Genomic DNA, 12,423 nt, shown 5'->3' with positions numbered 1-12,423 from the left:
GGGGGGGGGGGGCGCGGGGCGTGGGGCGTGGGGCGTGGGGCGCGCGGCGTGGGGCGTAGGGCGCGCGGCGTGGGCGTGGGGCGCGCGGCGTGGGGCGCGGCGCGGGGGCGCGCGGCGTGGGGGCGCAGGGCGTGGGGCGCAGGGCGCGAGGGGACGAGGCGCGAGGCGCGAGGCGACGAGGCGACGGGACGAGCTGGGGTTTAGGGGGTGGGGAGGTTGCTGGCCGCCTCGGAGAGCAGGGTCCAGGCCTCGTCGATGTGTGCCTCGGTGCTCTGCGGCGAGCCGACCGCCAGCCGCAGCGTGTAGCGGCCGGCGACGCGGGTGTGCGTCAGGTGTACCCGTCCGGTGGCGTTCACCTCGGCCAGCAGTGCGGCGTTGACGTCGTCGTCGGCGCGCAGCCGGAAGCAGACCAGCGAGAAGGGGTGCGCTGCCGCCACCTCGAACCGGTCGTCGGCACGGACCCGCTGGGCGAAGCGGTCGGCCAGCGCCACCCCGGAGCGGATGTGTGCCCGCAGCCCTTCGGCGCCGTACCAGCGCAACACGAACCACAGCTTCAGGGCGCGGAACCGTCGGCCCAGCGGCACCTGCCAGTCCCGGTAGTCGATCACCGCGCCGGATTCGGAGGCCGCGTTGCGCAGGAACTCCGGCAGCACTGTCAGCGCGTCGATCAGCTCGGCGCGGTCGGCTACCCAGAACGCGTCGCAGTCGAACCCGGTGAGCAGCCACTTGTGTGGGTCGAAGCAGTACGAGTCGGCGTACTCCAGGCCGGCGTGCGACCACCGCAGCTCGGGGCAGACGGCGGCGGCGCCCGCGTATGCGGCGTCCACGTGCAGCCAGATCCCGTACTTGGCGCAGATGGCTCCGATCTCCGGCAGCGGGTCGATCGCGGTGGTGGAGGTGGTGCCGATGGTCGCCACCACGATGGCGGGTACGTCCCCGGCGGCCAGGTCGGCCTCGATCGCCGCGCGTAGCGCGCCCGGCAGCAGCGCCTGGCTGTCCGGGTCCACCTCGATCGGCCGGACGCCGTCGGTGCCCAGCCCGGCGATCCGCACGGCCTTCTCGATGGAGGAGTGACCGTGCACGGAGGTGTACGCGCGGTAGCGCCGGTCGATGCCGGTGTCGCGCCAGCGGCCTCCGCTGGCCCGGTGCAGCGCGGCGAGGGTGGCCACCAGGGTCGCCGAGGACGCGGAGTCCTGGATGACCCCGCCGCCGGTGCCGGTGGAGTGGAACCGCTGCGGTAGGTCCAGCAGTTGGGCCAGCCAGTCCATCAGCACCGTCTCCAGTTCGGTGCAGGCGGGGCTGGTGGCCCAGAGCATGCCCTGGACGCCGAGCCCGGAGCTGACCAGGTCACCGAGCACGCTGGGGCCGGAGGTGTTGGCGGGGAAGTAGCCGAAGAAGCCGGGGTGCTGCCAGTGGGTCAGTCCGGGCAGGACGATCGAGTCCAGGTCGGCGAGGACCGCCTCGACCGGTTCGCCGCCGACGGTGGGCGGGACGGTGGGGAGCGCGGCGGCCACCGTGCCGGGCGGGTCGGCGGGGGCGACCGGTCGTTGCTCCAGCGTCGTCCAGTAGTCGGCGATCCAGTCGACGACGGCGTGGCCGGCGCGCCGGAACTCGGCGGGGTCCATGTGGGGAGCGCTCACCCGAAGGAGTTGATCAGGCATTGATCGTCGAGGCAAGCCAGCCGGCTCGTCGCGGACCGGGCAGCGAGCAAAGGTCATCGATGTTGCGTGGGGGAAAGCGCTTGCCCTACGATGCGCGGTGAGTCGGATCCGCGAGTTACAGGGCGTTCACCCCCGATCAGATCGCCGTCCGCCGCCGTAGCGGTGGGACGGGTCCACTGTGCGTTCCGGGCAGGGCCGGTGGGCCGCCGCGATCACCTGCGGATCCCCGGAGGCAGTCCATGCACCCGTCCAGACATCGGCTGATCCTGCTCGCCGGCACGACGGCGGCCGCCGTCGTGGCCGGCACCCTCGGCACGGTGGTCGCCTCGGCCGCCGCCGTCGGCTGCCGGGTCGACTATCAGATCACCAACCAGTGGCAGGGCGGCTTCGGCGCGAGCGTCACAGTCACCAACCTCGGCGACCCGGTCGACGGGTGGACCCTCACCTGGTCGTACGCCGCCGGACAACAGGTCAGCCAGGCGTGGAGCGCCGCCGTCACCCAGTCCGGCGCGCAGGTCACCGCACGAAACGTCGACTACAACGCCGCCATTGCCACAAACGGCACCGCCGCGTTCGGCTTCAACGGTTCGTGGACCGGCAGCAATCCGGTGCCGACCAGCTTCGCGCTGAACGGCACCACCTGCACCGGCGCCCCGGCCACCGACGGACCGACCACCGCAGCGCCGACGACGCCGCCACCGACCACCGCGGCGCCGACAACGCCGCCACCGACAACCCCAGCGCCGACGACGCCGCCACCCACCACGCCACCCCCGACCACGCCGCCACCCACCACGCCTCCGGCCGGGGCGAAACAGATGGAGAACCTGGACCGAGGGTTGATCAGCGTCCGCTCCGGCAGTGGCAACCTGGTCTCCTGGCGACTGCTCGGCACCGAAACCTCAGGGGTGGCGTTCAACCTCTACCGGGGGTCGACAAGGGTCAACGCCAGCCCGATCACCGGCGCCACCAGCTACCTCGACAGCGGCGCGGCGGCCGGCTCGGCGTACACCGTGCGGGCCGTTGTCGGCGGCGCCGAGCAGGCGGCGTCGGCACCGGCCCTGCAGTTCGGCGCGGGCTACCTGGACGTGCCGTTGCAGGTCCCGGCCGGTGGCACCACCCCCAGCGGGGAGAACTACACCTACAGCGCCAACGACGCCTCCGTCGGGGACCTCAACGGCGACGGCACCTACGAGATCGTGCTGAAGTGGGACCCGTCGAACGCCAAGGACAACTCCCAGTCCGGCTACACCGGCAACGTCTACGTCGACGCGTACACCCTCACCGGCACCCGGCTGTGGCGGGTCGACCTGGGCCGCAACATCCGCGCCGGGGCCCACTACACCCAGTTCCAGGTGTACGACTACGACGGCGACGGCCGCGCCGAGGTGGCCATGAAGACCGCCGACGGCACCCGCTCCGGCACCGGCCAGCTCATCGGCTCGTCGTCGGCGGACTACCGCAACTCCAGCGGCTACGTGCTGTCCGGCCCGGAGTACCTGACCATGTTCAACGGTCTGACCGGCGCTGTGCTCTCCACCGTCAACTACGACCCGCCGCGCGGCACGGTGTCGTCCTGGGGTGACTCGTACGGCAACCGGGTGGACCGGTTCCTCGCCGGCACCGCGTACCTGGACGGGCAGCGCCCCTCGCTGATCATGGCCCGGGGTTACTACACCCGTGCGGTCATCGCCGCGTGGGACTTCCGCAACGGCACGCTGACCAAGCGCTGGACGTTCGACTCGAACTCCTCCGGCAACGGCGCCGCCGCCGGCCAGGGCAACCACCAGCTCTCCGTGGCCGACGTCGACGCCGACGGCCGCCAGGAGATCGTCTACGGCGCCGCCACCATCGACGACAACGGTCGACTGCTCTACTCGACCGGAAACGGGCACGGCGACGCGATGCACGTCGGTGACCTCGACCCGGGCCGCGCCGGCCTGGAGGTGTTCAAGGTCGACGAGGACGCCAGCAAACCCAGCTCCTGGTTCGCCGATGCCCGTACCGGCCAGATTCTCTGGTCCACACCGGCCTCCGGTGACAACGGCCGGGGGGTCTCCGCGGACATCTGGGCCGGCAGTCCCGGTGCGGAGTCGTGGTCGTCAGCCGTCGCCGGACTGGCCAACACCCGAGGTCAGAACGTCGGCCGCAAGCCGTCGTCGGCGAACTTCCTCGCCTGGTGGGACGGTGACCCGGTGCGGGAACTGCTCGACGGCACCGCTGTCGACAAGTACGGCACCGGTGGCGAGACGCGGCTGCTCACCGGCAGCTCGGTGGCGTCCAACAACGGCACCAAGTCCACCCCGGCGCTCTCCGGCGACATCCTGGGTGACTGGCGGGAGGAGGTGATCTGGCGAACCACCGACAGCCGGGCCCTGCGCATCTACAGCACGCCCACGCCGACCAGCACCCGGATCCACACCCTGATGCACGACCCGCAGTATCGGGTGGCGATCGCGTGGCAGAACACCGCCTACAACCAGCCGCCACACCCGGGGTTCTTCATCGGCGACCAGATGGCCAGCCCACCCACACCGAACATCTACCTACGTTGATCTGACCCCTGGCGGTCCCGACCGGGGTCGCCTAGGGTGGCAGGCACCGGGCCGCAGCCGCGGAATCCGCTCAGCTCCGGCCCGGTGCGCCACACCGCGGCATTCCCGACCCGTCCCGACCGGGGATGCCGTACCACCACCGGCACCAACATTAGGCAGCATCGGGGTCGACAGGGTGACGCTGACGTGAAGATCGTGTTTCATGCACCCCGGCGCAGACCGCCCGCCACCTGCTCGGCGATCAACTCGTAGGACCGCACCCGATCCTTCACGTCGTACACGAGGGTGGTCAGCATCAGCTCGTCCGCGCCGGTGCGTTCCACCAGCTCGGTGAGCTGCCGGCGCACCGTCTCCGGCGAGCCCATCGCCTGACCGTCGCGGCGCTGCAGGACGAACTCCCGCTCGATCTCGGAGTACGGGTACGCCGCCGCCTCGTCGGGCGTCGACAGCGGCTCGGGCCGGCCGGAGCGCAGCTTCAGGAACGACAACGCGCTCGGCCCCGCCAGCCACTCGGCCCGCTCGTCGGTCTCCGCGCACACCGCGTTGACCGCCACCATCGCGTACGGCTTGTCCAACCACTGCGACGGCCGGAAGTTCTGCCGGTACAGGGCGAGTGCCGGCAGGGTGTTCGCCGAGCTGAAGTGGTGCGCGAAGGAGAACGGCAGACCGAGCAGCCCGGCGAGTTGGGCGCTGAAACCGCTGGAGCCCAGCAGCCACACGGCCGGCTGCTCACCGCGGCCCGGGGTGGCGGTGATCTGCCCCGGCTTCTCCCCGCTGAAGTAGTTCATCAGGTCGGCCAACTCGCGCGGGAAACCCTCCGCGGACAGGCCCTCCATGGTGCGCCGCAACGCCAGCGCGGTCACCTGGTCGGTGCCCGGGGCCCGGCCGATGCCCAGGTCGATCCGACCGGGGTGCAGCGCCTCCAGCGTGCCGAACTGCTCGGCCACCACCAGCGGCGCGTGGTTGGGCAGCATCACCCCACCCGACCCGAGCCGGATCGTCGACGTGTTCGCCGCCAGGTGCGCCAGCAACACCGCGGGGGCGGAGCTGGCGATCGCCGGCATGTTGTGGTGCTCGGCCACCCAGAACCGGTGGTAGCCCAACTCCTCGGTGCGGCGGGCCAACTCGGTGGTGGCTTCCAGGGCCGCGCCGACGGTGGTGCCCTTGGCGACCGGGGCAAGATCAAGAACAGACAACGGTACGGTGATCACACGCTTGGCCAACCCGTCACCGGCCGGCTTTGTTCCGGCACGCGGATTTTCGTCGGCCAGCTCACCCGCTGCTCAGCCCATCCCGCGCGCCTGCTCGAAGATCAGACTGGTCTGGGTGTGCTGCACCACCGGGTCGACAGCGAGGTGGTCCAGCACGAAGTCGCGCAACGCGTCACCGGACGCCGCCCGCACGTGCAGCACGTAATCCTCCGCACCGGCCACGTGGAACACCGACACCACCCCCGGCAGCCGCACCGACCGGGCCCGGAAGGCATCCACCGCCGCCCGCTCGTGCGCGGTCAGCCGCACCGACACCAGCGCCTGCAACGGCAGGCCGAGCGCGGCCGGGTCCACCTCGGCGTGGTAACCGCGAATCGCGCCCCGCTCCCGCAGCGCCCGGGTACGGGTCAGACACGTCGACGGCGCCACCCCCACCCGCTCGGCGAGAGCATTGTTCGGCAGGCGGCCATCGGCGGCCAGCTCGGTCAGGATCGCGCGGTCCACCTCGTCCAGGGCCGGATACGGCCGCACATCGTTCGGCTCAGGAGGCATCCGGCCATCCTCGCCCGAATCCTGCACCGAAACCAGTGCCCTGGACAGAATCATCTGCCGAACCATTGCCTCCCAGGCGGGAGATGTTCGACGCTACCCGGCATGACAACGATGGACACCCGGGCCGTACACGCCGGTCGCGACGACCTCCGCACCCTCGGCGTGCACGTACCGCCCATCGACCTGTCCACCACCAACCCCCTGCCCTCGGTCGACGACGGCGGCGCCGCGTACGAACAACTCGCCACCGGCGGCACCCTCCCCACCGACGGCAGCGCCGTCTACCAACGGCTCTGGAACCCCACCGTCGCCCGCTTCGAAACCGCCCTCGCCGAGCTGGAAGGCACCGCACAGGCCGTCGCCTTCGCCAGCGGCATGGCCGCACTCACCGCCACCCTGCTCGCCGCCGCCCGCGACGACCGCCGGCACGTCGTCGCCGTCCGACCCCTCTACGGCGGAACGGACCACGTCCTCGCCACCGGCCTGCTCGGCACCACCGTCACCTGGGCCCGCCCCGACGAGGTCGCCGCCGCCATCCGCCCCGACACCGCACTTGTCATCGTCGAGACGCCCGCCAACCCCACCCTCGACCTGGTCGACATCGCCGCCCTCGCCGCCCAGGCCGGCGACGTCCCACTGCTTGTCGACAACACCGTCGCCACCCCCGTACTGCAACAACCCGCCCGACACGGTGCCACCCTCGTCCTGCACAGCGCCACCAAGAGCATCGGCGGGCACGGCGACGTCCTCGCCGGCGTCGTCGCCTGTTCCGCCGACTGGGCCGCGCGACTACGCCAGGTCCGCGCGGTCACCGGCGCGATCCTGCACCCACTCGGCGGCTACCTGCTGCACCGCGGCCTACAGACCCTGCCGCTGCGCGTGCGCGCCCAGCAGGCCACCGCCGAGAAGCTCGCCGGCTGGCTCGCCAGCCACCCCGCCGTACACCAGGTGCACCACCCCTCGGTGTACGACCCGGCGGCGCTCGTCGGTCGCCAGCTGGCCGGACCCGGAAGCCTGCTCGCCTTCGAGGTACGCGGCGGCGCACCCGCCGCGGCCGCCGTCGCCGGCGCCTGCCACCTCATCACGCACGCGGTGTCCCTCGGCGGCGTCGACACCCTCATCCAGCACCCCGCGTCACTCACCCACCGCCCCGTCGACGGCGACGCGAAACCCGCGGCCGGCCTCCTGCGCCTCTCGGTCGGCCTGGAAGACCCCGAAGACCTGCGCGCCGACCTCGCCCAGGCCCTCGGCACGATCGCCTGACCGGCGCCGGGTCACCTCAGCTCGCGGTTGCCCAACACCCGGGTCGGCGAGCCCTGCCGGGCCACCCGCAGCATGGCGCGACCGATCCCGTCGGTGGTGGTGACCTGGTTCGGCAGCAACCGCCGCAACACGGGAGTGAGCGGTCGCGTGATCGCGTACGCGAGCCGGTACCACCGGGTCTTCGACACCGCCCCGTAGGTCGGCTGGATGAAACCGGGTCGCGCCGCGTAGCCGTTGGGCAGCAGATCGATTATCGCGTTCTCGGCGCGACCCTTGACCCGCGCCCACATCACCCGGCCCCGACCCGACGAATCGGTCCCCTGACCCGACACGTAGACGAACGTGACCTGCGGGCTCACCTCGGCCAACAGCCGCGCCGCCGCGAGCGGGTAGTCGTAGCTGACCCGCGTGTACGCCGCCTCGTCCAGACCCAGCGAGGACACCCCCAGGCAGTAGAAACAGGCGTCCACACCGGTCAACTCGTCCCGCACCGAGCCCAACTCGCCCACATCCGCGACCGTCAGCTCCCGCAGCTTCGGATCCTGCTGACCGGTCGGCCGCCGGCCGACCGTCACCACCTCCCGCACGTCGTCGGCGAGCAGGCACTCCCGCAGCACGCCCTGACCGACCATCCCGGTCGCGCCGAAAACAACAACCCGCATCGGTCTCCACCCCTGTCGTCGACCCGGCAACCGGCCATCCGCCCGGGCGTCAGTCAGGCTCCCACGATCGACGTGATCCGCGCGACAGGCGCTCAGGACTTCGGGCCGACGTGCCGGTCCAGTGTGGCGACAGCGCCTCGCCGCGCCACCGAGAGCGAGTTGCGCCGGTTCATCCGCCAGGCGATGCCCAGCAGGTCGAGGCCCCACTGGCACAGCCCCATGATGTCGGTCGACTCGTTGACGAACATGTAACGCGGATAGACGTACGCCTTGCCGCGCACGGTCACCCGGTTGGCGAACCGGCAGCCGTCGGAGTGGAAGAGGCCGCGCAGGAAGTCGCCCGGGTGCGCAGCAACGAGATCGCGCTGCCAGTCGGCGAGAACTATCGGCCGTTCGTGTTTCTTGCCGGGACCGTGCTGAGGGAGCAGACATGGCCAATGCTTGCCGGAGCTCTGCACGCTGACGCACCCTGGCTGCTGGACGCGCTGCACCTTCGTGGCGAGCACCTCCCGCATGCTTGCGTCGCACGCCTCGATCAAGCCCGGCCAGCTGCTGCTGCACGCGATGCGCAGCACCGGCACCCGAGCTGTGGTGACGAGATGGCCGTCGCCCAGGTAGAGGCCGAGCAGGTACAGGTAAGCCGACGGATCTGTCTGATTCTTGACGTCGGGCCGGCAGCGAAAACAGCGCAGTGCGGTGTCGCGCCTCGTTGGTTCAGCCCGCTCGCTGCACCAGCCCCGGACGGTTGGGTAGGGAAGTCTCATGCGTCGGGCGACCTCGGCGACCGTGAGGCCGCCGAGATGCTGCTGCCGCGCACGTATGCGCAGTTCAGGTGGATGCACACTATGATTTTGGAACAGCCGTACGACAAGTTTGGTGCCCCCGGTGGGAGTCGAACCCACACTGTCGGAGGTTTGAGCTCCGCTTCTCTGCCGGTTGGAATACGGGGACGCTTGGCCGAACGCTCTGGTGGCCTCCCATAGGTTACCTACTACGCTGAGGGCGGCGACACCCGGTCGGGTTGGTGTCGGCTTATGACTGGTGGGGGTAGGGCTGGTGGCTGAGATGCCGACGGATGCCGAGCGCAGGCGCGTACTGATCGCCGAGGACGAGGCGCTGATCCGGCTGGACCTCGCCGAGATGCTTGTCGAAGAGGGTTACGAGGTGGTGGGGGAGGCCGGTGACGGTGAGACCGCCGTCCGCCTCGCCGAGGAGCTGAAGCCCGATCTGGTCATCCTCGACATCAAGATGCCGATCATGGATGGGCTGGCCGCCGCCGAGCGGATCGCCGGCGCCCGGATCGCTCCGGTGATCATCCTGACCGCGTTCAGCCAGCGTGACCTGGTGGAGCGGGCGCGGGCGGCGGGCGCGATGGCGTACCTCGTGAAGCCTTTCCAGAAGAGCGACCTGGTCCCGGCGGTGGAGATCGCGCTGTCGCGCTACTCCGAGGTCGCGGCCCTGGAGGCGGAGGTCGCGAGCCTGACCGACCGCCTGGAGATCCGCAAGGCGGTGGAGCGCGCCAAGGGCGCGTTGATGACCACGTACGGGATGACCGAGCCGCAGGCATTCAAGTGGATCCAGCGCACGGCGATGGACCACCGGATGACCATGAAAGAGGTCGCCGAGCGGATCCTCGCGGAGACCGCCGGCGGCGAGGTGTCGCAGCAGCCGACTGTCTGAGTCCCCGACCTGAGCGAACCAGGCCGCGGCGGGCCACCGCGCGCGACCTCCGGTGGTTAGCATCGGCCGGTGTCCGTCCGACGGGTGATCGCGGTGTTCGGCCTCTTCGCGCTGCTGCTTGCGGGGTGCGACGGGCCGAGGGCGCCCAGCGGCGCCGAGTCGACGTCGGCTGCCGCGCCGGCGCTGCGGCCGGGTTGGCAACCCTTGGCGCTGCCGGCGCCGCCCGGTGCCGCCGGCCGTCTTCTGGTACGCGACGCGACGTCGTGCGCGGGTCGGTGGTTCCTGGTCGGTGGTGTGCTCGACGCCGAGGGCGGCACCCGACCCGCGGCGTGGACCAGTGTGGACGGTGCGACCTGGACGGTGCAGCCGGTACGGCCGGATTCCTTCTACGGTCGGCAGAACGTGTTCCTATCGGTGGCCTGCCGGGACGGGAAGGCGGCGCTGATCGGCGCCAAGGTCGGCGGCGCGCACGGGTATCCGCGGGTGAGCACGTGGCGGCAGGTGGCCGATGGCGCGCTGGTCGAGGTGCAGGCGTCGTTCGAGACGTACGGCGGGCCGACGGCGGTGAACGTGTCGCGACTGACGGCCGGTGCGGCGGGCTGGTTGATCGTCGGTAACCGTTCGGCGGGGGCGGCCTCCTGGGTGTCGTCGCCGGACGCGGCGGAGTTCGCGCTGGTCGAGGGTGCGCCGGAGTTGGCCAGTGACGCGGCGGGGGTGACCTGGGCGTTCGACGCGGTGGCGACGTCGCCGGGTTGGCTGGCGGTGGGTGGTCTGCTGCCGGCCGGCCGGATCGATCGTGACCCGGCCGTGTGGTCGTCGCCGGACGGGCGCTCGTGGCGGCGCACGGTGTTGCCGGGCGGGTCGGAGTACGAGGAGTTGCAGCGGGTGACGCTGGTCGGCGGGGTGCCGGTGGCGGTCGGGCTGCGTGGGGCGACGTTCGGCGCGTGGCGGCAGGAGGCGGGGGGCTGGGTGGCCGCCGGGACGTTCGCGCGGCGGGCCGGTGCCGGGGTGCTGAATGTGGCGTCGCTGGTGTCGTCCGGGGATCGGCTGTTCGCCGCGGTGACCGACGGGGCGCGGCATTCGGTGTGGGTGTCGACGGATCGTGGTGGGTCGTGGCGGGAGGTCGCGATGCCGCTCGATGTGCCGGCGGGCGTCGACCGGGACGTGACGCTGGTGGCGGTGGGTGACCGGTGGTGGTTGGCGGCGGACGACGGCACGCGGGCCGGGTTGTGGTGGGCTGCCGGCCCGGGAGTCTGAAAGCCGACGGTGACCCGAGGTCCCACCCCCGCTGCCACATGTTGAGACGTTTTCGCTGTTCAGCGGGGTTTTTACCGGGTGGCGGGGGTCCCCGTGAGCGTGGCCCGGACTCCGCCCGGACGCGGGCTTAAGGACCGACTGACGGATTCACCTGTTACGGGCATCGACATGATTGCCCACGTCTTCGTAACGGTTTCGCAGACCCAGCCTTCAGGCCTTCCGGGACGGTATGTCGTGTCGGTACGCTCCGCCATCACGAGCCGTAACGCAGGGGCAGTCCCTGCGGGGTGGGTGGAATTGCGGTCTGCTGCTGTCGCCGTCGCAACGGGTCAGACGCGTCCGCATCTGGAGGAGGTCAGGAAGCCGTGAGGCGAAGCTATGTACGGGCGCTGGGAACTGTTGCGCTCGCCGCGACCCTGGTGGTCGCGGCTGGTTGCCAGGATTCCGGTGGCGGCGACGATAAGGCCGCGTCGGGTGACTGCGGTGGCAAGATCGCGATCTTCGGCGCGTTCACGGGTGACAACGCGGGTCTGGTGATCCCGTCGCTCAACGGTGCGAATCTCGCCCTGGAGCAGTTCAACGCGGCGAACCCGAACTGCAAGGTCACCATGCAGCAGTTCGACACCCAGGGTGACCCCGCGGTGGCGACCCCGTTCGCGAACCAGATCGCGGGGGACAACACGTACCTCGGTGTCATCGGTGGTCACTTCTCCGGTGAGTCGGACGCGACGATGCCGATCTACCAGGCCGCTGGCCTGGCGATGGTCAGCCCGTCGGCGACCCGGGCGGACCTGACCCAGAAGGGCAACACGTCCTTCTACCGCGTGGTCGGCAACGACAGCACGCAGGCCGGCGCGGTGGCGAGCTACCTGAAGACGCAGAACGCGCAGAAGGTCTTCCTGGTCGATGACGCCAGCGCGTACGGCGCGGGCATCACCGAGGAGCTCGGCAAGCAGCTCGGCCCGCTGATCGTCAACAAGGACAAGATCCAGGAGCGGCAGGCGCAGTTCGACGCCACCATCTCCAAGATCAAGTCGGCACAGGCGGACTTCGTCTTCTACGGCGGCTACACCCGTGAGGCCGCTCCGCTGGTAAAGCAGATGCGCGCCGCCGGTGTCCAGGCCAAGTTCGTCGGCCCGGACGGTCTCTACGACCCGGCGTTCCCGAAGGGTGCCTCCGGTGGCGCCGAGGGCGCGATCATCACCTGCCCGTGCCTCCCGCCCGACAAGGCCGGCGGCACCTTCTCGGCCGACTACCAGAAGAAGTTCGGCATCCCGCCGGGCTCCTACGGTGCCGAGGGCTTCGACGGCGCGACGGTCTTCCTGGACGCCTTCAAGGCCGGCAAGAAGACCCGCGCCGACATCCTGGCGTTCGTCAAGTCGTACGACAAGCAGGGTGTGTCGAAGTACATCAAGTTCGACTCCAAGGGCGACGTCGACCCGTCGAAGGTCGTCATCTGGGCCTACCAGATCAAGGGCGAGGCCATCGAGCCGCTGCAGGAGCTCAAGCTCAGCTGACGCACACGAAATGGAGTGCGGCCGGGGTGTTTCACCCCGGCCGCACTCGATTCAAGGAGACCCCC

General features: G+C 70.8%; 10 protein-coding genes and 1 tRNA gene. 5 read left to right on the top strand and 6 right to left on the bottom strand.

Annotation, left to right across the window (positions count from 1 at the left end; all coding sequences use genetic code 11):
* Positions 1-200 precede the first annotated feature (200 nt).
* Complete coding sequence (locus ABZU25_RS27660; protein WP_355032282.1) at positions 201-1,640, bottom strand: pyridoxal-dependent decarboxylase; 1,440 nt, start codon at positions 1,638-1,640, stop codon at positions 201-203.
* Positions 1,641-1,900: 260 nt separating this feature from the next.
* Between ABZU25_RS27660 and ABZU25_RS27655 the strand changes: the two genes are divergently transcribed.
* Positions 1,901-4,216 (top strand): cellulose binding domain-containing protein, encoded by a 2,316-nt coding sequence (locus ABZU25_RS27655; protein ID WP_355032281.1) that lies wholly within the window; start codon positions 1,901-1,903, stop codon positions 4,214-4,216.
* Between the two features lie 200 nt (positions 4,217-4,416).
* Here ABZU25_RS27655 and ABZU25_RS27650 read toward each other — a convergent pair whose 3' ends face one another.
* A complete protein-coding gene (locus ABZU25_RS27650) occupies positions 4,417-5,439 on the bottom strand; it encodes an LLM class flavin-dependent oxidoreductase (protein ID WP_355032280.1) in 1,023 nt (340 codons plus the stop codon).
* A gap of 60 nt (positions 5,440-5,499) precedes the next feature.
* Positions 5,500-5,979 carry an Lrp/AsnC family transcriptional regulator gene (locus ABZU25_RS27645; RefSeq protein ID WP_355032279.1) on the bottom strand — a complete coding sequence of 160 codons (480 nt, stop codon included), beginning with the start codon at positions 5,977-5,979 and terminating at the stop codon, positions 5,500-5,502.
* 111 nt (positions 5,980-6,090) lie between these two features.
* On the opposite strand from ABZU25_RS27645, the gene ABZU25_RS27640 reads away from it, so the two are divergent.
* Positions 6,091-7,242 (top strand): aminotransferase class I/II-fold pyridoxal phosphate-dependent enzyme, encoded by a 1,152-nt coding sequence (locus ABZU25_RS27640; RefSeq protein ID WP_355032287.1) that lies wholly within the window; start codon positions 6,091-6,093, stop codon positions 7,240-7,242.
* Positions 7,243-7,253: 11 nt separating this feature from the next.
* Here the strand turns inward: ABZU25_RS27640 and ABZU25_RS27635 are convergent, their stop codons facing one another.
* The 3 genes from ABZU25_RS27635 to ABZU25_RS27625 form a co-directional block, all read right to left on the bottom strand.
* Positions 7,254-7,904 carry an NAD-dependent epimerase/dehydratase family protein gene (locus ABZU25_RS27635; protein ID WP_355032278.1) on the bottom strand — a complete coding sequence of 217 codons (651 nt, stop codon included), beginning with the start codon at positions 7,902-7,904 and terminating at the stop codon, positions 7,254-7,256.
* Positions 7,905-7,996: 92 nt separating this feature from the next.
* Positions 7,997-8,806, bottom strand: coding sequence for a transcriptional regulator (locus ABZU25_RS27630; protein WP_355032277.1), 810 nt, complete (start codon positions 8,804-8,806; stop codon positions 7,997-7,999).
* Positions 8,779-8,855: transfer RNA gene (locus ABZU25_RS27625), tRNA-Leu, on the bottom strand. Before ABZU25_RS27625 ends, ABZU25_RS27630 begins: the two co-directional genes overlap by 28 nt.
* A 105-nt stretch (positions 8,856-8,960) precedes the next feature.
* Here ABZU25_RS27625 and ABZU25_RS27620 point away from each other — a divergent pair.
* The 3 genes from ABZU25_RS27620 to ABZU25_RS27610 all read left to right on the top strand — a co-directional run bounded on the left by ABZU25_RS27620 (position 8,961) and on the right by ABZU25_RS27610 (position 12,358).
* Complete coding sequence (locus tag ABZU25_RS27620) at positions 8,961-9,584, top strand: response regulator (RefSeq protein ID WP_088991522.1); 624 nt, start codon at positions 8,961-8,963, stop codon at positions 9,582-9,584.
* Between the two features lie 69 nt (positions 9,585-9,653).
* Positions 9,654-10,841 (top strand): hypothetical protein, encoded by a 1,188-nt coding sequence (locus ABZU25_RS27615; RefSeq protein WP_355032276.1) that lies wholly within the window; start codon positions 9,654-9,656, stop codon positions 10,839-10,841.
* Positions 10,842-11,206: 365 nt separating this feature from the next.
* The gene (locus tag ABZU25_RS27610) at positions 11,207-12,358 is read left to right on the top strand and encodes a branched-chain amino acid ABC transporter substrate-binding protein (RefSeq protein ID WP_355032275.1); all 1,152 of its coding nucleotides are present in this window, start codon (positions 11,207-11,209) and stop codon (positions 12,356-12,358) included.
* Positions 12,359-12,423 lie beyond the last annotated feature (65 nt).

The sequence above is a fragment of the Micromonospora sp. NPDC005215 genome, assembly GCF_040607915.1.
In the GTDB taxonomy this organism is placed as follows: Bacteria; Actinomycetota; Actinomycetes; order Mycobacteriales; family Micromonosporaceae; genus Micromonospora.
This window is presented reverse-complemented; position numbering and strand designations above follow the sequence as displayed.

Excerpts from the sequence above, each read along its gene's own strand:
- ABZU25_RS27655 (WP_355032281.1), top strand. The coding sequence starts at position 1,901 with ATGCACCCGTCCAGACATCGGCTGATCCTGCTCGCCGGCACGACGGCG.
- ABZU25_RS27645 (WP_355032279.1), bottom strand. The coding sequence starts at position 5,979 with ATGCCTCCTGAGCCGAACGATGTGCGGCCGTATCCGGCCCTGGACGAG.
- ABZU25_RS27640 (WP_355032287.1), top strand. The coding sequence starts at position 6,091 with ATGGACACCCGGGCCGTACACGCCGGTCGCGACGACCTCCGCACCCTC.
- ABZU25_RS27635 (WP_355032278.1), bottom strand. The coding sequence starts at position 7,904 with ATGCGGGTTGTTGTTTTCGGCGCGACCGGGATGGTCGGTCAGGGCGTG.